The organism is Qipengyuania sphaerica (assembly GCF_019711595.1).
In the GTDB taxonomy this organism is placed as follows: domain Bacteria; phylum Pseudomonadota; class Alphaproteobacteria; order Sphingomonadales; family Sphingomonadaceae; genus Qipengyuania; species Qipengyuania sphaerica.
On record NZ_JAIGNR010000003.1, the window covers coordinates 339,838 to 359,190 of the forward strand.

Consider the following 19,353-nt stretch of genomic DNA (forward strand, 5'->3'; position numbering starts at 1 on the left):
TCAGGCGGGTTTCGCGCCGAACCTTTTCTTGCCTGCGCCGCCGCTCGGTCCCGATTTCATCACCTTGCGGCGGAACAGCGTAGCGCCCGTCTTTACGAAAATCGCTACCCACAGTGCCTGCCACGCCAACGCGAGCACATGCGTCCAGATCGCGGGATCCTGCGCGGCCCGGGCTACCATGGCGTAGGGGGAGGAGACGGGGAAGCCGACTGCGAACAGCTCTGTCGCCGATCCCGGATCGCTCAGCGAATAGGTCGCGAGAAAGAAGACGCCAAGCTGCAGGAAAGTGGCGGGCATGGACAAGGTCTGCACGTCGCGCACGGTGGGCGCCATCGAACCGATGGTCAGGAAGACCGAGCCGATCAGCAAATAGGCCATCGCGAAATAGATCACGAACAGCGCGATGAAGAGCGGCCAACCGACGGCGGGCACCGGAACCGGCCCGATGGCCGCGCTTCCGAGCGCCAGGATCGCGCCCGCAATCGACCCCCAGACGGCGATGCCGACGAAGCTGACACCCAGCATGGCGAAAATCTTGCCGTAGAAGACTGCGTCCATCGGGATGGCGGCAGCCAGGATCTCGATGATCTTGTTCGCCTTCTCCTCGACGAGGTTGGACAGAACCATGCCCGCGAGCAGCATGGTCAGGAGGAACAGCAGAGTGATTGCACCGGTTGCGGTGGCCGTTTGCGCGCTTCGGGTCTTGGCGACACTGGATTGCACGGGTTCAAGCGCAATCGATGGCAACGGCGTGCCAGTACCGCCGCTCGCCTCGGCGCTGAGCAAGGCGACTTCACCCTCCCAGCGCGCAATCCTGTCCTGCGTGCCGCTGAGTTTCGGCTCGGACAGCGAACCTGAAAGAACCGCACCGAAATTCCGCGAGGTGTCGGCCAGCAGGCCCTGCGCATCGAGCGCCTCGTCGCGCGCCACCAATTCTATCTGCGGCAAGCCGATGGCATCGTCGAGACGCGCATGCGCGGCTTCGAAGGCGGCACTTTCCGCCTCGTCCAGCATGACCGCCAGGCGCGGCGGGTTGTTGTTCTCTGCAGCCTTCGCGCCCAGCGTTCCGGCCACGATGCTGATCGCACCGAAAAAGATCGGACCGAGCAGGAAGAACAGGAAGGCCTTGGAAAACAGGATCGCCTTGAAGTCGCGGCGTGCAACCACGAAGGCTGCGCGCCACAGCGGCAGGCGGCTTGCGGTGTCGGTCATAGGATATCTCCCGCGGCATCTTCATCCAGCGCGCGCGCTGCCGCCTCGCCTGCGATTTCGACGAAGGCATCGTGCAGGCCCGCGCGCTCGATCGACAGCGAGAGAATGCCCGCATCGCCGTTGATTAGGCGCTTGAGCAGCGCTTCGATCCCGCCATCGGGGATCGGGAAATACCAGAAGTGGCCTCCGCCTTCCTTGCGGTCGTGCCGCGCATCTGCCGGGAGCGCGGCGCGCCATTCGCCCGCTTCGTTGCGGGTCTCGAGCCGGACCTGCGCCGGGATCCGGTCGCGCGCCGCGTCGACCGATCCTGCGTAGGGGACGCGCCCCCCGGCGATGATCGCGACATCGTTGCAGAGCCGTTCGGCGTGATGGATCACATGGGTCGAGAAAATCACCGTGGTGCCCTGCTTCGCAAGATCGCGGATCATCACTTCGAGCTTGCCCTGGTTAATCGCATCGAGGCCGCTGAAAGGCTCGTCGAAGACTACCAGCCTGGGGTGATGGACCAGCGTGCCGAGCAATTGCACCGTCTGCGCCATCCCTTTGGAGAGCTGGCGGATCTGCCGGTCGATGGCGTGCGAAAGCCCGTGGTTCTCCATCAGCTCGCGCCCGCGCTGGCGGCCTACGTCCAGCGGCAGTCCGCGCAATGCGCCCATGAAGGCGATCGCCTCGTCGCATTTCATTGCCGGATAGAGACCGCGTTCCTCGGGCAGGTAGCCGATCCACTTGGCGATCTCGTGCGGGCGGTCGTGCCCGAATACACGGCGCACGCCCTTGTCGGGATCGATGATGCCGAGCAGCATGCGCAAGGTCGTCGTCTTGCCCGCGCCATTGGGACCGAGAATGCCGTAGATCGCGCCTTCGGGAACGGAGATATCGACCCCGTCCACGGCGAGCGTATCGTCGAAGCGCTTGACCAGGCCATGCGCTTCGATGGCGAGGCTGGTGTTGTAATGATCGTCGTTTCGCGACATCGCGTGTTCCGGCTCCCCCAGGTCGGGAGCGAGTTAACCCTGCGAAGTGAACGGGAGCAACAGCAAGTTTGGTTAAATCCGTGTCACCCGGAGAATTGCAGGCCGCGCTGAGGGAAAAAGCGCGCGAACTGGGCTTCGTCGCTTGCGGGTTCACGGGGGCAGGCGAGGATCCGTTGCGCACCGAGCGTTTCGAACAATGGCTGGGCGAAGGCCGTCATGGCTCGATGGAATGGATGGAGAGCCGGAAAGGGCAGCGCGCCTATCCGCAAGGGCTTTGGCCGGAGGCGAAGAGCGTGATCGCGCTCGGCATGAGTTATGCGCCCGATGTCGACCCTCTCGCGCTGGAAGGCGACGGTGAGCGTGCGCGTGTCTCGGTCTATGCGCAGGGCCGCGATTACCACGATGTGGTGAAAAAGTCGCTCAAGGCGCTCGCGCGCTGGCTGATCGAGCAGGCGCCGGAGAGTGAACTCAAGGTCTTCGTCGACACCGCGCCGGTGATGGAAAAGCCGCTCGGGCAGGCGGCGGGGATCGGCTGGCAGGGAAAGCACACCAATCTCGTCAGCCGCGAGCATGGCAGCTGGCTGTTCCTCGGCGCGATCTATTCGACGCTCGAATTCGCGCCAGACACTGCGCACCGCGACATGTGCGGCAGCTGCCGCGCCTGTCAGGACGCCTGCCCGACCGATGCTTTCCCATCGCCCTACCGGCTCGATGCGCGGCGGTGCATTTCCTACCTGACGATCGAGCACAAGGGAGCGATCCCGGAGGAATTCAGGGAGGCTCTCGGCAACCGCATCTACGGCTGCGACGATTGCCTCGCGGTCTGCCCGTGGAACAAGTTCGCCGATGCGGCACACCGGCACATCAAGCTGGCCCCGCGCGAGGAACTGACTGCGCCGCGCCTCGCCGAATTCCTTGCCTTCGACGATGCGGGTTTCCGGCAGTTCTTTTCGGGCTCACCGATCAAGCGCGTGGGGCGCGACCGCTTCGTGAGGAATTGCCTCTATGCGGCAGGCAACAGCGGCAATCCGGCACTCGCCAGCCAGGTCGAAGAATTGAGAGGCGATCCCGATCCGGTAGTTGCAGAAGCGGCGGAATGGGCTGCGGCGAGGCTCAACCCATCTCCTTGAGCGCGACCTCGGTGTCGGCCAGCAGTTCCGGGTCGATTTCCGCGCGGTTCATCACCAGCTTGCGCCCCTGCGCATAGTCGCGCGTGTTGTTCACGCAATCGAGCGCGATGACCTGGCCTTCGCGCAAATAGATCAGCGCGAACTTCCCGTCCTCCGGATTGCCGCGCAGCACGGTGGCATCGTAGCCGGTCGATATGCCCACGGTCTGGAGGCGCAGGTCGTACTGGTTCGACCAGAACCATGGCACGGCATCGTAATCCTGCTTGTCGCCCATGATCGCCTTGGCGGCGACGCTCGCCATGTCGTTGGCGTTCTGGACCGATTCGAGCCTGATCACGGCGTTGCCGGCGTAAGGATTGGGATGCGCCGCGCAGTCGCCGATGGCGTAAATGTCGTCGAGCGAAGTGCGGCAGAACGTATCGACGTCGACGCCATTGCTGCCTGCCGCGCCCGCCGCAATCAGCGGGCCTACTGCAGGGACGATGCCTATGCCCACGATCACGATCTCGCAGGCCAGCGTCTCGCCGGTCGACAAAGTGACGCCGGTGACCTTCTCGCCGTCGCCTTCGATGCGCTCCACACCGGTTTCGAGGCGCAAATCGACGCCGTGCGCGCGGTGCTGCGCGGCGTAGAACTCGGAAATCTCCGGCCCGGCAACGCGCGCCAGCACGCGGTCCTGCATTTCTACCACCGTGACCTCGCAGCCGAGCTTGCGCAGCACGGCGGCCGCCTCGAGGCCGATATAGCCCGCGCCGATCACCACGGCGCGCTTGGCCCCGGCTTCGAGTTCGGCCTTCAACTGGTCGGTATCGCGGCGGTTGCGGATGGTGTGGATGCCCGCCAATTCAGCGCCCGGAACGCCGAGACGCCGCGCATCGCCGCCGCCTGCCCAGATAAGCTTGCGGTAGGTGACGCTGCTATCGTCCGATAGCGCCAGCGTGTGCCGCATCCAGTCGACTTCGTTGACATTGGCGCCAAGCCGCAGGTGCACATTGCGCTCTGCCCAGAATGCCTCGGGCCGGATCAGGACCTTCTCGAAGGGCTTGTCGCCGGCGAGGTATTCCTTCGACAGCGGCGGGCGTTCGTAGGGCGGATTGCGGTCGCGGCTGACCATGAGGATGGGTTCCTCATGACCGGCCTGGCGCAGGGCTATCGCTGCCTGCGCGCCGCCGTGTCCCGATCCCACGATGACGACGTCATAGTGCTCCATGGCGTGCAGGGCTGGCGTCAAACTGCCGCGCGGTCAAGCAAAGAGCGCTCGTTCACCGCGTCAGCAGGTTGCGTGCCATGCTGGCAATCTGGGCGAGCATGGCCGGCGCGACCGGACTTTGTGCCTGCGCGCGATCGACCATCGAACGGAACTGCTTGAGAGCTGTCTCGTGTTCGCTAGCCCATGCCGCGACAACGCCCGGCATGTCCTTCTGCGCATCCTTGCGGCGCGACAGGCGGCGGAGCAGCGCAAGCCGCATCTGCTGGAAATCGCGGGCAATTCCCGAAACCAGAAGCCGCTCCCACACATCCGAGGGGTTCATCGTTGCCGCCGTGCTCTGCGCCCAGTCGATACCCATCATGCCGCCGACATCGGAGAAGGCCTGCGTGACCGGTTTCGCTCCGATGCCCGTGTCGCTTGCCAGCTGGGCAAGCCCGACCGCGCCGTCGAGGTCGAAGATCTTCGTTACCTGGGTGGCAATCGCATCGGGTGCGCCCGCATCGGTGAAGCGCTGGTGAAGCTTGGCCGAGTGACTCTTGATCTCGCTGCCGAGCAGCTGGTCGGTGCTGTCGATCAGCACCTTCACGCCCTTGCCGAGTTCGGCGACCATCTCGTGCGGGACCACGCGGCCTGCACCGGTCCGCAGCACGTCGGACATGAGGTTGGCCGCCGCTGCCGCGAGACGGTCGAACATCAGAAGGCGCGCGCTTTCCTCCATCTTCGCGGTGTCGAGCTCGGCCCACAGCGTGCGCAGGTCGAACAGGTGCGCGACCGCGACGAAGCTGGCCGCAACCTGCGCAAGGTCGACGCCCTCTTCCTCAGCCAGCTCGAACGGGTGGATGATACCAAGGCGGTTGACCATGGCATTGGCGAGCTTGGTCGCGATGATTTCGCGGCGCAGGCGGTGGTTCTCGATCTGCGACTCGAACTTCTTCCGCATCGGCTCGGGGAAGCTGCGCATGAGCAGGTCGTGGAGGATCGGATCGTCGGGCAGGTCGCTCGCCTCGATCGCATCCTGAAGCACCAGCTTGGTCGATGAGAGCAGCACGGCAAGTTCGGGCCGCGTCAGCCCCGAACCATCGGCAGCGCGCCGCTGGAGCGCCTGGTTGTCAGCCAGCCCTTCGGTGCGCCGGTCGAGATTGCCGCCTGCTTCCAAGGTTTCGATGAGGTGCAGTTGCGAGCCCATCGCACGGGCGCCGCCGATCTCGGCGATCGAAAGCGCGAGCGCCTGGAGGCGGTTGTCTTCGAGCACCAGCTCGGCAACCTCGTCGGTCATCTGCTCGAGCAGAGTAACGCGCTTGGGTTCGGACAGCTTGCCCGAACGCTTGGCCGCTGCGAGCGCGATCTTGATGTTGACCTCGTTGTCCGAGCAATCGACGCCCGCCGAATTGTCGATGAAGTCGGTGTTGCAGCGTCCGCCGTTCTGCGCGAACTCGATGCGGCCGGCCTGTGTCGTGCCGAGGTTCGCGCCCTCGCCGATGACCTTGGCGCGAACGTCGCGTGCATCGACGCGCAGCGCATCGTTCGCCGGATCGCCGACCTGGACGTTATTTTCCGCCACCGACTTGATGTAGGTGCCGATGCCGCCGAACCAGATGAGGTCGACGGGTGCCTTGAGAATGCCCGAAATCAGCGCTTCGGGTTCGATCTCCGACACTTCGAGGTCGAGCACCTTCTGCATCGCCTTCGAGAGCTTGATGCTCTTTGCATCGCGCGGATAGACGCCGCCACCGCGCGAGATGAGGTCGGAATTGTAATCCTCCCAGCTCGAACGCGGCAGGTCGAACATGCGCTTGCGTTCTTTCCAGCTCTTGGCCGGATCCGGATCGGGATCGAGGAAGATGTGGCGGTGGTCGAAGGCGGCGACCAGCTTGATCGCCTTCGAGAGCAGCATGCCGTTGCCGAACACGTCGCCCGACATGTCGCCGCAGCCGACGACCTGAATCGGATCGGTCTGCACATCGACGCCCATTTCGAGGAAGTGGCGCTGCACGCTCACCCATGCGCCCTTGGCAGTGATGCCCATGGCCTTGTGGTCGTATCCCTTCGAGCCGCCCGACGCGAAGGCATCGTCGAGCCAGAAGTCCTTCGATTCCGCGATCGCATTGGCGACGTCGGAGAAGCGCGCAGTGCCCTTGTCGGCGGCGACCACGAAATAGGGGTCCTCGCCATCGGTGATGACGACGCCTTCCGGATGCACGACCTTGTCGTCGACGATATTGTCGGTGACCGACAACAACGTGCGGATGAAGACCTCGTAGCTCGCCTGCCCCTCGGCCGCCCAGCCTTCGCGGTCGAGCGCAGGGTCGGGCAGCTGCTTGGGATAGAAGCCGCCCTTCGCGCCGGTCGGCACGATCACGGCGTTCTTGACGCGCTGCGCCTTCATCAGCCCCAGGATTTCGGTGCGGAAGTCATCGCGCCGGTCGGACCAGCGGAGGCCGCCGCGCGCCACCGGGCCTGAGCGCAGGTGGATGCCTTCGACGCGGCGCGAATAGACGAAGATTTCGCGCCAGGGGATCGGCTTGGGAAGGTTGGGGACCAGCGAGCTGTCGATCTTGAACGCCAGTGCCTCGTTTGCTGCGGGAGCAAAGGAATTGGTGCGCAGGATCGCATCGACCAGCGCATTGTAGAGACGCAGCAGGCGGTCGTCGTTGATCGCCTTCACCTTGGAAAGGCCGCGCTTGATGACGCTGCGGGCGTCCTCGATCGCACCCTCGCGATTCCCTTTGAAATCGGGATCGTGGCGCGCGGTGAACAGGTCGATCAGCGCGCGGGTGATGTCCGGATTCTTCGCCAGCGCATCGACCACCGTGTAGATGGTGAAGCCCATGCCGGTCTGGCGCAGGTAGCGATAGAAAGCGCGCAGCCAGTCCGCCTGTGCTGCGCCCAGTCCCGCTTCGGCGACGAGGCGGTTGAAGACGTCGTTTTCGGCTTGCCCGTTGAGAACGGCAGACACCGCAGCCTCGATGGCTCCGGCGCGCTCGACCAGATCGTCGGCGTCGACCCCGGGCGCCAGCTGGAGCGCGAAATCATGGATCGTGCCGAGTTCGCCGCCGTTGAGCACGGTCGGCATCTCGGACTGCACGTGGAAGCCGAAGTTCTCCAGCACCGGAACCGCATCGGACAGCGGCAGGCTGCCCTCGGCCTGGTACAGCTTCAGACGAAGGCAGGCGGGGTCGTCACGCTCGCAAAGGTATAGCCGCGCGCCGCGATGGGGTGCATCGCCCTCTTCGTCCTCGTCGGCGTGGATGCCCAGTTCGCGCAGGCGGGCGATATCCTCGGCCGCCTCGCGCGGGCCGAAGCGGGCGCGGTAGGCGGTGGGGAAATGCTCCGCGAAGCGCATGGCGAGCGCGGCGGCACGGCCCTTCTCGACCAGGTCGAGGAGCTCGTTTTCGACCGCTTCGCTCCAGCCGCGCAGCAGCGTCTGGAGCTGTGCCTCGAGCGCGACTTCGTCGGGTGCCTTGGCGCCGTCGCGAATGTCGAGCACGAAGCGCAGCATGGCCAGATTGCCGCCTTCGACCTCGAGGCTCCAGTCGAGCAGGCGCGCTGCGGCGTTTTCTTCGAGCAGCGACTTGATCTGCAGGCGGACCTGCGTTGCCAGCATGTCGCGCGGCAGCCAGACGAAGGCGAACAGGTGGCGTGCGAGCGGCGCTTCCACGAGCGCGAGGCGCGGACGCGGGCGATCGACCAGCGCCATCATGGTGGTGGCAACGCGCTCGGTCGCCTCTTCCGAGAAACCGATAAGCAGGTCGTGCGGCAGCGCGGTCATGGCGTGGACCAGCGCCTTGCCGGCATGGCCGCCCTCGTCGAAATTGAGCTTCTCGCGAATGGCGTCGAGCCGCTCGCGCAGGATCGGTACGGCACGCGGCGGCGCGGCGAGCGCGGCGCTCGTCCAGACGCCGGCATGCACGGAAAGCGCGACCAGCTTGCCGCCTTCGCGCCGGGGCACGATGAAGAGGTCGAGCGGCACATGGCGATGGACGCGGGCGATGTGGTTCGCCTTGATGATGAGCGGCGTGCGCTTGGGGCCCTTGCCCTCGAACCACTTGAAGGCGCGCTCGTAGCTCGCATCGACAAGCAGTTGCGGCTCGCCTGCACGGCAGATGCCGAGTTCGCCCTGCTGGCTGCCGTCGCGCATGCGCACGACATGGCCGAGCTGGGTGAGCATTCCCGAATTGAGCCATTCGAGCAGCGCCTTGCCCTCCGCATCGTCGATCGACTTGGCATCGGCTACCATCTGGTCCTGCAGCTTGGGCCAGTCGGACACCGCGGCACGCACGTCCTCGAGAGTTGCGGCAAGTTCCTGTTCGAGAAGGCGGCGCTGCTTCGCATCGACGCGCGCGGTCTCGATGTAGATCATCGATTCCCAGTATGCGTCATCGGGCTCGCCATCGAGGATGCGGCTGAGCGTCCATTCCTGCGTGCGCTCGATGGGGACGACGGGGTGAACCAGGCGGTCGATCGAAATGCCCAGCGCGGCAATCGCGTTGGCGGTCGAATCGACGAGGAACGGCATGTCGTCATTGACGATGGCGATGCGCGTGTAACGCTGGCCTTCGGTCACCGAATCGATGGTGATTGCAGCCGTGCCGAACTCGCGGGTCTGGGCGGTTTCGCAGACGAAGCCCGCCGCTTCCTTCATGCGCTTGTCGTCGAACGGAGTGTCTCCCGGCAGCATCGAATCGCGCATGTGCTGCACGAGCGCCTTGGTCTGGGCTGCGGGAGTGGTGGCGGGCTTGGTGCCGGTCTTCGAACCCATCGGGGCCTCATAGCTTGCGGCGCGCGATATGTTGCGACGCCTTGAAATATCCGAGTCGTTGCCCGGATTGGTCAGGCGCCGCGATTAGGCCTGTTGCAAGGCAAGGGCAAGGCGGCGGATGCGCATTTTTGCAATCCTATGCATAGGCGCACGCCGTAGCGTCAGGCGAGTGCGCTCATCGCCAGGCGGAGGCTGTCGATACGCTTTTGCGGATCGAAGGTCGGCCCGGCGAAGATGATCTCGTCCGCCTGTGTGCGCCCAACGAAGCTTTCGACCGCATCGGCGCATTTTTCGGGAGTTCCGATGGCGCTCGCCTGCCCGATATGCGCGAGCATGGCCTGCGCAGGTGCGGGCAGCTGGTCGCGGTAATTCTCGATGGGTGGCTTCAGCTTGCTCGGCTTGCCCGTGCGCAGCGCGACGAAGGCCTGCATCTGCGAGGTGGCGAGCGTTTCCGCCTCCGCTTCGGTTTCGGCGCAGAACAGGTTCATCGCGGCCATGACATGCGGCTTTTCGCAGGCCTCGGAGGGCTCGAAATTGCGGCGGTAGAGTTCGAGTGCGGCATCGAGGTGATCGGGCGCGAAATGGCTGGCAAAGGCATAGGGCATGCCAAGCCGCGCGGCGAGCGAGGCGCCGAACAGGCTCGATCCCAGCATCCAGAATTCGCAGCCAGCGCCAAGGCCCGGAGTGGGCGAAATCTCGCTCGTCCCGTCCATATGCGCCATCAGCTCGACGACGTCTTGCGGGAACATCTCGGCGGCGCGGTGGAGATCTTTCCTGAGCGCGCGCTGGAGTTCGGGGCCGGCACCGGGCGCACGGCCGAGGCCGAGATCGACACGGCCCGGAAACAGCGCGTCGAGCGTGCCGAATTGCTCGGCAATCTGGAACGGCGTGTGGTTGGGCAGCATGATGCCGCCCGAGCCAATACGAATGGTGCCGGTGGCATTGCCCACATGGGCGAGGACGACCGAGGTCGCGCCTCCCGCAATCCCTTCCATGGCGTGGTGTTCGGCCACCCAGTAACGCTTGCAGCCCGCCTCCTCGGCGGCCCTGGCAAGGGCGGTCGCCGCTTCGAACGCTTCGCCCAGCGTCCCGCCTTCACGAACGGGAACGAGGTCGAGGATCGAATAGGCAGTCATTCCTCGATCGGCTCCGGCTCGGTCGGAGCGTTGAGCTGGTCGAGATAGCTTTGCGCGCGCTCGGCGGCAGGGGTTCCGGGGGCCACGCGCAGCACCGATTCAAAGCTCGCCCGCGCATCTTCGCCGCGGCCCGACAAGGCGGCGATAACGCCCGCTTCGAGCCCGATCTGCGGATTGCGCGGATCGAGCAGCGCGGCGCGGCGGATCTGGTCGAAGGCCTCGCCCAGCCGCTCGAGCCGGCGCGAAAGCGTTGCCGAGAGCAGCCAGGCCTCGGCATCCATCATGTCCGCTTCGCGCGCTTCGGCGAGCGCCAGCGCGGCATCGTCCTGCCTTCCGGCACGCACCAGCACGCGCGCGAGATCGACGCGCAGGTCCGCGGCCAGTTCGTTCTGGCCCTCTGCCAGCGCCATTCCGCCGGCGCGGTCGAGCAGGGCGATGGCGCCTTCGACGTCTCCTCCACTCACCGCCGCATTGCCCGCCATGGCCGCCAGCCGGGCGGCATAGGCGACATTGACGCGCGAGGCTTCCGCGCTCGCCAGTTCGAAGGCCTGCTGGGCTTCGACCATACGCTCGAGCTTCACGAGCGCGAGGCCAAGACAATGCGCACTTTGTGCAAAATCGAGATCGGTCTCGCCGTATTCTCGCCAGCGCTGGGCCGTGTCGAGCGCGGCCTGCGGGTTCGTCGTGGTCTGGCGCAGGCATTCGGTCAGCGTGCTGCGCTGATCCACCTGCGTGCGCGCCGGGCGATCGCGCAATTCTTCGGGCACGCCGAGCGTATCGTTCGCGGCCGGATTGGGTCCGACCTGCAGGAACATCAGGGCAGCGGAAGTGAAGAGGAGGTTGGTCAAAGCGTTTCCAGGTCTTGCAAGAGGCCGTCCACCGTCCGCAGCAGCAGGGCGATATCCTGCGGGCGCGAGAGGCGGTGGTCGCCGTCCTTGACGAAAGTCACTTGAACCGCGTCCGAACGCAGCGCGGCCGCCAGCTTCTGGCTGACAGTCCAGGGCACGTCACTGTCACGCTGGCCGTGGAGTAGGCGGACCGGCGCGTCGATGGCGATCTCGCTCCCGAGCAGGCGGTGGGCCTGACCATCGGCAAAGAAACCGGCGTGTGTCGGCGTCGGTTCGGGACCGTAGGGATTGTCCTCGAAAACCGTCTCGCCGGCAGCCATCCGGGCCTTCTGCTCGTCCGAATAGCCCCAATCGGTAAAATCGGGCGCGGCGGCGATGCCTATGATGCCCGCCAGCCGCTCGCCCAGCGCCATGCCCACCAGCAGCATCAGCCATCCGCCCATCGACGATCCGATGATTACGACATCGCCCTCGACAACCGCGTCGACCAGCGAGGCGACTTCCTCGCGCCAGCGAGACAGCGCGCCATCTGCGAAATCCCCGTCACTCTCGCCGCAGCCCGAATAGTCGAGGAGGAGGCAGGCACGCCCCTGCTCGCGCGCCCAGTCGAACAGCGCGGTCGCTTTTCCGCCCGCCATGTCGGACATGTAGCCGGGCAGGAAGACGACCGTCGGACCGGTCCCGCGAACATGGCGATAGGCTATGCGCCTGCCATCGGGCAACACGTGGTGCTTGATGTCGAACATGGAGGCCGGTGTCGGGGCAGGGGCGGCAGATTGCAAGCCCTAGAAGAAGTCGAATTCCTCGACGTCGGGGTCTTCCTCGCACATCGTCTTGAGCGCGCCGAATTCCTGCTCGGTCAGGACAGGCTCGAAGCTCTTGCCCTTGGCTGCGGCGCGATAGGCCTTGGCGCGCTCGGCAGGGTCCGGGTGGCTCGACACCCAGCCGATCACCGCATTCTCATCGCCCTCGCCATCGCCGCCGAGCCGTTCGAAGAATTTCGCCGCGCCCAGCGGAGAGATCCTGCTTTCTTCCATACGCGCACGCGAATACTCGTCAGCCTCGCGCTCGGCATCGCGCGAATAGCCCATCGCGGCGAGCCCGAACATCGTGTCGCCAACCGTCGTGTTCGCGCCCGATAGCAGGATCGAGAGGCCGAACTGCCGCAGCAATGCGGTCATCACATGGCGTTCGCGGACATGGCCAACCTCGTGGCCCAGCACGCCGGCCAGTTCCTCCGGCGTTTCGGCATCCTGCACCAGTCCGTCGAACAGCAGCACCTGCCCGCCGGGGAGCGCGACCGCATTGACCATGTCGAAATTGGCGATCCCTGCGCGCACCTGCACCTGTGACGGATCGACCGCATCGAGCAGCTTGGCGAGCGCGGCATCGCCTTCGGGCGTGGAGCAGACGCGATTGCCGAGATCGCCGATCATCGCGTCGCCGAGGTTGCGCTCCCAGCTTTGAGGGATGCGCGGACCGAGCCATTCGGGCGCGGTCATGAACAGCGTCACCGCGGCCGCGCTGGCAACCGCAAAGATCGCGGCCGCCTTGCCGAGGCCGAGCCTGTCCACCCATGCGCCGTAAGTCTGCTTCTCGGGCAGTTTCGAGGCGAGGCCGGGCGGCAGGTCGGCGGGCACGATCAGGCGGAAATCGGGCTCGCTGGCGCGGCGATAGACGATCTCGCCTCCGCGTTCCTCGCCATATTCGAGATCGTCCAGCGCCACGTCCATCGCACCGGTCCGGCCCTTCAGCGAAAGACGGCCGCCGCCATCCCACATCGCCTCGCCCTCGTGGCGAACGGCGCTATGGCCATCGTACCAGGTGGCCGATGTCTGGAACGCGCTTTCCACTGGCTCAGATCGCGCCGATATCGAAGGCGTCGAGCAGGCCCTCGCCATGGCGAGCAGTCGCAGTGGTGGACTGGGTCAGTTCGTCGAGCAGGATGTCTCCGCCCGCTTCCATGTGGGTGATGAAGAACTTCCAGTGGCGGTAGCTCAGGAAGATGTATCCAAGCCCCAGCGTCAGCACCACGAGCAGGAAGTCGCCGATATAGAGCTTGATCCAGTCCATGGTGGACGCTTCGAACCCGAAATGGAGATCCTTCCAGTGGGTCGCGCCGACAACCTCGCGGTAATATTTCGCATAGAAGGCCGCCGCGATCAGGCCGAGCGCGAAGAACCAGACGAACAGCGCGATGATGATGCCGAGGCCCATGCCTATGCCGAGCCCAGTGTCGCCGCCAAGGCCCGCGCCGATGCCACCGCCGGTCACTGCCGCGATGGCCATCGCCACGAACAGCAGGATCGGGGCGAGATAGAACAGCAGGTAGCGCGCGAAGATATTGCCCGAATCGGCATAGGCTTCGAACGGGTAGGGCCCGAAGCTCATCTTGCTCCAGCGCTCGTTCCACAGGCTGGTCATCGACCAGGGGACCAGCAGGCCTAGCGCAAACTGGCCGACCAGCGTCTTCCACGTATAGGACCAGCCGTATTTGAAGCCCTGGTCGTCGCTGCCGCCGCGGATGCCGCGCCAGCGCGTGCGCGACAGGCGATAGCGCAGCGCGCGGAAATAGGCGACGCCCGTGAGGTAAAGGATGCCGAAGAACAGGCCAAGGGTCGCAAGGATCGCAACGCCCTCGTACCCGCGCGCGATGAGCGCCTGCTGGACTAAGCCGAACAGCGAAATCGGGAGCACGAACAGCACCAGAACCAGCAGGAAGCCGATGAAGAGTTCCTTGCCCGTGCCCGTCCATTCGAGCCGTTCATCGACGAAGCGCGTATGCGACCAGAGGTACTTGCGCTCGCGCGTGGTCGCCCAGAAGCGATAGATGCCCAGCGTGACGATGGTCAGCAGGAGATTGGGCACGGCAATCCTGGCAAAATCCTGCCACGTGCCGTCGAAGCCGAATGCACTTTCGGCCTGCATCTGTTCATATTGTGTATTCAAGGCGACCCCCCAGATCGAATGTCAGTGATTTCCCGTCCGGAAATGAGTTTCGATAAGGGGGTCGCCCAAGTCAAGCGGAGCGCTGTCAATCGCGCTCGAAAATTTCCTCTATCGGCATTTCGAACACATCGGCGATGCGGAAAGCGAGCGGGAGCGAGGGGTCGTAGCGGCCCGTCTCGATCGCGTTGACGCTCTGGCGGCTGACTTCGAGCCGGTCGGCGAGGTCCTGCTGGCTCCAGTCGCGCATGGCGCGCAGCACCTTGAGGCGGTTCTTCACAATGCACCCCAGCTGCCGTGCGTGATCCGATTGGAAATTGCGCCGAAAAACTGTCCGAGGAAAAAGGCGACCGCGAACCAGTAGGCCGGAATATGCGGCACGACTTCACCCGCTTCGAGGAACCCCCAGATGGTTGCCGAGGCCAAGGCGAAGCCAGTCGCTATAAGGGTCTGGCGGATGATCAGCGTGCGGATGAACTCGTCTTTCTCCTCGACGATCAGGCGCCCGATAGCCCAGAACACCCCGCAGATCGCGAGGCCCGGCATGATCGACAGCCCGGCGCGCACGGCCAGCGAGGCTTCGCCATCGTCGAGCAGGCTGACCTGCAATGCGATGACGACGAGGTAGAGCGAGGCGAAGATGGCCACGCGCTTGACATAAAGGCGCTGCGCCTCGCCCCTTCCGCTGCAGGCGGCCCTGCGACCGGCCGCACGCATCGTCTGGAAAAACAGCGCCGCCGGGACGATCATCATGATCATCGTCGTCGTCGCGTTGATGGCATCGGTCAGCGCAAGCCCCATGACCGCGCCGAAGGTCCCGAAGGTCAGTCCCGCCCAGAACGGGACTGTTCGGGTGAACCCAGGCTTTTCAGTCGCGGTCATGCCCGGCTCCGCTTCAGAAGATTGCAGGAGTTGCGATCACGCAACCAGGCGCCGGGGAACAGGACAAGGAGGAGAAAGGGCGCATATTGCGCCACCTCCGCAGGCACGATTTCGAATATGGAGAGCACAGCAATCCCGATCATCGCGAAGGCGAGGAGGAGGGGGGCACGATACTGTTTCATGGCAAGGGTCCTTTTCTTGATGTAAAGTGTGTTTGTCATGATTCGTCGAGCATGTCAAGCCTGCTTTCCAAAATGGCATGGACGCTTGTCGCGATGAAGTTTCCGCTTGTCACAGCTCTGCAATCGGGCGCAGGCATTGGGGTGAGAGGAGAACCCACGCCCATGTCCGTCACCGAGCCACCCCAGTCGGCCAAGATTCCGCCGCTCGATCGCCGCCTGTTCCTGAAGGGCGGCGTGCTGGGTGCGGGGCTCATGGGAGCGCCGCTGGCAGCGCAAAGCACGGCGGGCGGGTTCACGCATGGCGTGGCAAGCGGGGAGCCGGGACAGGACCGTGTGCTCTTGTGGACGCGCTTTGTGCACCGGCAGGACGTGCCGCTGACATGGCAGCTCCTTTCCGCCGACGGCACACGCAGACTCGTGGCCGAGGGCGAAGTGGTCGCATCGCCAGAAAACGACTTCTGCGCCAAGGCCTGGGCCACGGGCCTCACGCCGGGCACCTGGTATTACTACCGCTTCGTATCGCCCGACGGTTCGATCTCGGACGAGGGGCGAACCAGGACGCTTCCCGAAGGCCGCACCGCGCGCTGGCGGATGGGGGTGTTCTCCTGCTCGAACATCGGGTTCGGCTGGTTCAACGCCTATGCCGCCGCTGCCAGGGCCGACGATTTCGACTGCGCCTTCCACCTCGGCGATTACCTCTACGAATACCCTCTCGGCACCTATCCCGGCGAGAACCAGATCCAGCCCGGCCGCTGGCTCGACCCACAGACCGAAATCGTTGCGCTGGCCGACTACCGCGCCCGCTATGCCAATTATCGCAGCGATCCGGACCTTCGCCGCATCCACCAGCTCTTCCCGATGATTTCGGGCTGGGACGACCACGAGAGCACCAACGACAGCTGGGCCGGCGGTGCGCAAAACCACCAGAGCGAAACCGAAGGCGAATGGTCGGTGCGCAAGGCCGCCGCCAAGCGCGCCTATCGCGAATGGATGCCCGTATCGGACGAGGACTGGGCGACCTACGAGGTCGGCGACCTCGCCACGCTGTTCCGGCTCGAAACGCGCCTCACCGCCCGCGCCGAGCAGTTCGATTTTTCCAAGGTGCTCGCAGGGATCGACGATCCCGGACAGGCGCAGGCCGCGCTCGTGGCGTTCCGCGATGGTGCCTATACCGATCCCTCGCGCGAAATTCTCGGCTCCAGCCAGCGCGCATGGCTTTCGGCGGGGATGAAACAATCGCGCAAGGACGGCAAGCCGTGGCAGGTGCTGGTCCAGCAGGTGCTGCTCGGAAGCGTGATGACCCCGCCGGCCTTCGCCGATGCCATGCCGCCCGGAACGCCCGATTTCATCCGCCGCTACATCACGCAGGGTGCGCTTGCCGCCCGCGCCGAATTGCCGCGCAGCATGGACGCGTGGGACGGCTATCCCGCCGCCCGCGCGCGCCTGTTCAGGGATGCGCTGGAGGCCGATGCCAATATCGTCAGCCTTGCGGGCGACACGCATAATGCCTGGGCCTTCGACCTCGATCTCGCAGGCGAGCGCGTGGGCGTGGAGTTCGGCGGCACCTCGGTCACCTCGCCGGGCATCGAGGGCGCGCTGGGCTCGATCCCTCCGGCCAATGTCGAACGCGCCATCGTGGGGACGAACAGCCAGCTGAAATGGATGGACAGCTCGCGCCGCGGCTACATGGTCGTCGAACTCACGCCCGAGCGCGCCTCGGCCGAACATCGCTTCGTGGCGAGCGTGCGCGACAAGGGCGCGGGCGTTACCGCAACCACGACCATTGCGACCGGCGCGAACCGGCGCATGCTCGACCTGTCTTGAGATTTTAACCCGGTGCCGCTATCTCACTGCCCATGACGCAAGAGCGCATCACGACCACTACCACCACCACCCCGGCTTTCCGGGGGCGGGCGGTCGCGAACTGACGCGACGCTCCGCCGCCCGGTTTCGGGTGGCAGGCGTTTCCTCCCGAAATCGCGAAATTCCCTGAAACGCCGCTTCAAGCGCGTGGCCCTTTGTGTCATGGGCCTCGCAACGTAACGGATGAGACGATGACGGAACTGCTCAAGATCAGCCTGCCCGATGGTTCGGTGCGCGAAATGGAACGCGGCAGCACGCCTGCCGATGTCGCCGCCGCGATCGGCCCCGGCCTCGCCAAGGCCGCGATCGCCGCGCGCGTGGACGGCGAACTGCGCGACATCAACCGGCCCTTCGAGGGCGATGCAGAACTGGCGCTGGTCACAACCCGTGACGAGGAAGACGCGCTCGAACTCGCACGCCACGATTTCGCGCATGTGCTGGCCGAAGCGGTCCAGTCGCTCTTCCCCGGCACGCAGATCACCTTCGGCCCGGCGACGGACGACGGCTTCTATTACGATGTGAAGGCGCCCGATACTCGCGAGCCGTTCAGCATGGACGACCTCCCCGCGATCGAGGAGGAGATGCGCCGCATCATCAAGGCCGACAAGCCTTTGACGCGCGAAGTCTGGAGCCGGCAGCAGCTGATCGACAAGTGGGAAGCCGAGGGCGAGGTCTTCAAGGCCGAATGGGCCAAGGAACTTCCCGAGGGCGAGGAGCTGACGGTCTATCGCAGCGGCGAAGACTGGCTCGACATGTGCCGCGGCCCGCACCTTGCCAGCACGGGCAAGCTCGACCCGCAGGCCTTCAAGCTGATGCGTGTTGCCGGGGCATACTGGCGCGGCGACCAGAAGAATGCGCAGCTCACGCGCATTTACGGCACGGGCTGGCTCAACAAGAAGCAGCTGAACGCGCATCTCACGCGTCTGGAAGAGGCCGCCAAGCGCGACCACCGCAAGCTGGGGCGCGAAATGGATCTCTTCCACCTGCAGGAAGAGGCGCATGGCAGCGTCTTCTGGCACCCCAACGGCTATCGCATCTGGCGCGAGCTCGAAGCCTATATGCGCCGCAAGATGGACGGCGCGGGCTATCGCGAGATCAAGACGCCGCAGCTGATGGACGTGCGCCAGTGGGAGCAGTCGGGCCACTGGGGCAAATATGCCGAGAACATGTTTGCCGTGCCCGACATGGTGCCCGAAGTCGACGACAGCGGTGCGGGTGCGCATCCCAGCGTCGCCAAGGACGCCGACTGGATGGCGATCAAGCCGATGAACTGCCCCGCGCATGTGCTGGTCTTCAAGCAGGGCATCACCTCCTATCGCGACTTGCCGATCCGGCTGGGCGAGATGGGCTGCTGCCACCGCAACGAACCGCATGGCGCGCTTCACGGCCTCATGCGCGTGCGCCAGTTCACGCAGGACGATGCGCATATCTTCTGCACCGAGGGCCAGGTGGTCGAGGAAGTCCGCGCCTTCTGCAAGCTGGCACAAAGCGTATACAAGGACTTCGGCTTTACCTTCGCGATCAAGCTTGCACTGCGCCCCGAAAAGCGGCTCGGCTCCGATGCCGATTGGGACAAGGCCGAGCAGGAACTGCGCGATGCCGTCGAAGAAGCGGGCATGATGAACGAGGAGTTCGGCTGGGAGGAACTGCCCGGCGAAGGCGCGTTCTATGCGCCCAAGCTCGAATGGCACCTCACCGATGCGATAGGCCGCACCTGGCAGGTCGGCACGATCCAGGGCGACCGCGTGCTGCCCGAACGGCTCGATGCGAGCTATATCGGCGAGGACGGCGAGAAGCACCGCCCGGTCATGCTGCACCGCGCGATCTTCGGTTCGTACGAACGCTTCATCGGCATCCTGATCGAGCATTACGCGGGCCGCATGCCCGTCTGGCTCGCCCCGACGCAGGCGGTGGTTGCGACCATCGTTTCGGACGCGGACGATTATGCCAAGGAAGCACTCGCCAAGCTCGAAGCTGCCGGTATCCGCGTTTCAAGCGACCTTCGTAACGAGAAGATCAACTACAAGGTGCGCGAGCACAGCCACGCCAAGGTGCCGCACTTGCTGGTGGTCGGCATGCGCGAGGCCGAGGAAGGCACGGTTGCCGTGCGCACCTTGGGCCAGCAGCACCAGAAGGTGATGCCGCTCGACGAGGCGATCGCGATGATCAAGGCCGAAGCGACCCCCCCGGACCTGCGCGAAGGCTAAACGG

Annotated in this window: 15 protein-coding genes; 3 read left to right on the plus strand and 12 right to left on the minus strand. The window is 65.1% G+C overall.

Annotated elements, in window-relative coordinates:
* Complete coding sequence (locus K3178_RS11555) at positions 1 to 1,212, minus strand: ABC transporter permease (RefSeq protein ID WP_221571569.1); 1,212 nt, start codon at positions 1,210 to 1,212, stop codon at positions 1 to 3.
* Entirely contained in the window at positions 1,209 to 2,186 is a 978-nt protein-coding gene (locus tag K3178_RS11560; RefSeq protein ID WP_221571570.1) for an ABC transporter ATP-binding protein, read from the minus strand. The genes K3178_RS11555 and K3178_RS11560 overlap by 4 nt, the downstream gene beginning before the upstream one ends.
* A 68-nt stretch (positions 2,187 to 2,254) precedes the next feature.
* Between K3178_RS11560 and queG the strand changes: the two genes are divergently transcribed.
* On the plus strand, positions 2,255 to 3,316 hold the full coding sequence (queG, locus tag K3178_RS11565; protein WP_247713736.1) for a tRNA epoxyqueuosine(34) reductase QueG: 1,062 nt from the start codon (positions 2,255 to 2,257) through the stop codon (positions 3,314 to 3,316).
* Here the strand turns inward: queG and K3178_RS11570 are convergent.
* The 10 genes from K3178_RS11570 to K3178_RS11615 all read right to left on the minus strand — a co-directional run bounded on the left by K3178_RS11570 (position 3,300) and on the right by K3178_RS11615 (position 15,279).
* A complete protein-coding gene (locus tag K3178_RS11570; RefSeq protein WP_221571571.1) occupies positions 3,300 to 4,526 on the minus strand; it encodes an NAD(P)/FAD-dependent oxidoreductase in 1,227 nt (408 codons plus the stop codon). The two genes, queG and K3178_RS11570, sit on opposite strands and share 17 nt — an antisense overlap.
* A 52-nt stretch (positions 4,527 to 4,578) precedes the next feature.
* A complete protein-coding gene (locus K3178_RS11575) occupies positions 4,579 to 9,285 on the minus strand; it encodes an NAD-glutamate dehydrogenase (protein ID WP_221571572.1) in 4,707 nt (1,568 codons plus the stop codon).
* 161 nt (positions 9,286 to 9,446) lie between these two features.
* Positions 9,447 to 10,421, minus strand: coding sequence for an LLM class flavin-dependent oxidoreductase (locus tag K3178_RS11580; RefSeq protein WP_221571573.1), 975 nt, complete (start codon positions 10,419 to 10,421; stop codon positions 9,447 to 9,449).
* The gene (locus tag K3178_RS11585; protein WP_221571574.1) at positions 10,418 to 11,269 is read right to left on the minus strand and encodes a hypothetical protein; all 852 of its coding nucleotides are present in this window, start codon (positions 11,267 to 11,269) and stop codon (positions 10,418 to 10,420) included. The genes K3178_RS11580 and K3178_RS11585 overlap by 4 nt, the downstream gene beginning before the upstream one ends.
* Positions 11,266 to 12,015 (minus strand): alpha/beta fold hydrolase, encoded by a 750-nt coding sequence (locus tag K3178_RS11590; RefSeq protein ID WP_221571575.1) that lies wholly within the window; start codon positions 12,013 to 12,015, stop codon positions 11,266 to 11,268. Before K3178_RS11590 ends, K3178_RS11585 begins: the two co-directional genes overlap by 4 nt.
* Before the next feature lie 39 nt (positions 12,016 to 12,054).
* Positions 12,055 to 13,122 carry a M48 family metallopeptidase gene (locus K3178_RS14400; protein WP_221571576.1) on the minus strand — a complete coding sequence of 356 codons (1,068 nt, stop codon included), beginning with the start codon at positions 13,120 to 13,122 and terminating at the stop codon, positions 12,055 to 12,057.
* A 4-nt stretch (positions 13,123 to 13,126) separates the two neighbouring features.
* Positions 13,127 to 14,197 (minus strand): YjgN family protein, encoded by a 1,071-nt coding sequence (locus K3178_RS11600; protein ID WP_221571669.1) that lies wholly within the window; start codon positions 14,195 to 14,197, stop codon positions 13,127 to 13,129.
* A 106-nt stretch (positions 14,198 to 14,303) separates the two neighbouring features.
* Entirely contained in the window at positions 14,304 to 14,495 is a 192-nt protein-coding gene (locus tag K3178_RS11605; RefSeq protein WP_221571577.1) for a helix-turn-helix transcriptional regulator, read from the minus strand.
* Positions 14,492 to 15,097 (minus strand): hypothetical protein, encoded by a 606-nt coding sequence (locus tag K3178_RS11610; RefSeq protein WP_221571578.1) that lies wholly within the window; start codon positions 15,095 to 15,097, stop codon positions 14,492 to 14,494. Before K3178_RS11610 ends, K3178_RS11605 begins: the two co-directional genes overlap by 4 nt.
* Positions 15,094 to 15,279: a hypothetical protein gene (locus K3178_RS11615; RefSeq protein ID WP_221571579.1), complete on the minus strand. Its 186-nt coding sequence runs from the start codon at positions 15,277 to 15,279 to the stop codon at positions 15,094 to 15,096. Before K3178_RS11615 ends, K3178_RS11610 begins: the two co-directional genes overlap by 4 nt.
* A gap of 162 nt (positions 15,280 to 15,441) precedes the next feature.
* On the opposite strand from K3178_RS11615, the gene K3178_RS11620 reads away from it, so the two are divergent.
* Both K3178_RS11620 and thrS read left to right on the plus strand, forming a co-directional pair.
* Complete coding sequence (locus K3178_RS11620) at positions 15,442 to 17,103, plus strand: alkaline phosphatase D family protein (RefSeq protein ID WP_221571580.1); 1,662 nt, start codon at positions 15,442 to 15,444, stop codon at positions 17,101 to 17,103.
* 230 nt (positions 17,104 to 17,333) lie between these two features.
* On the plus strand, positions 17,334 to 19,349 hold the full coding sequence (gene thrS, locus K3178_RS11625) for a threonine--tRNA ligase (protein WP_221571581.1): 2,016 nt from the start codon (positions 17,334 to 17,336) through the stop codon (positions 19,347 to 19,349).
* Positions 19,350 to 19,353: the final 4 nt, after the last annotated feature.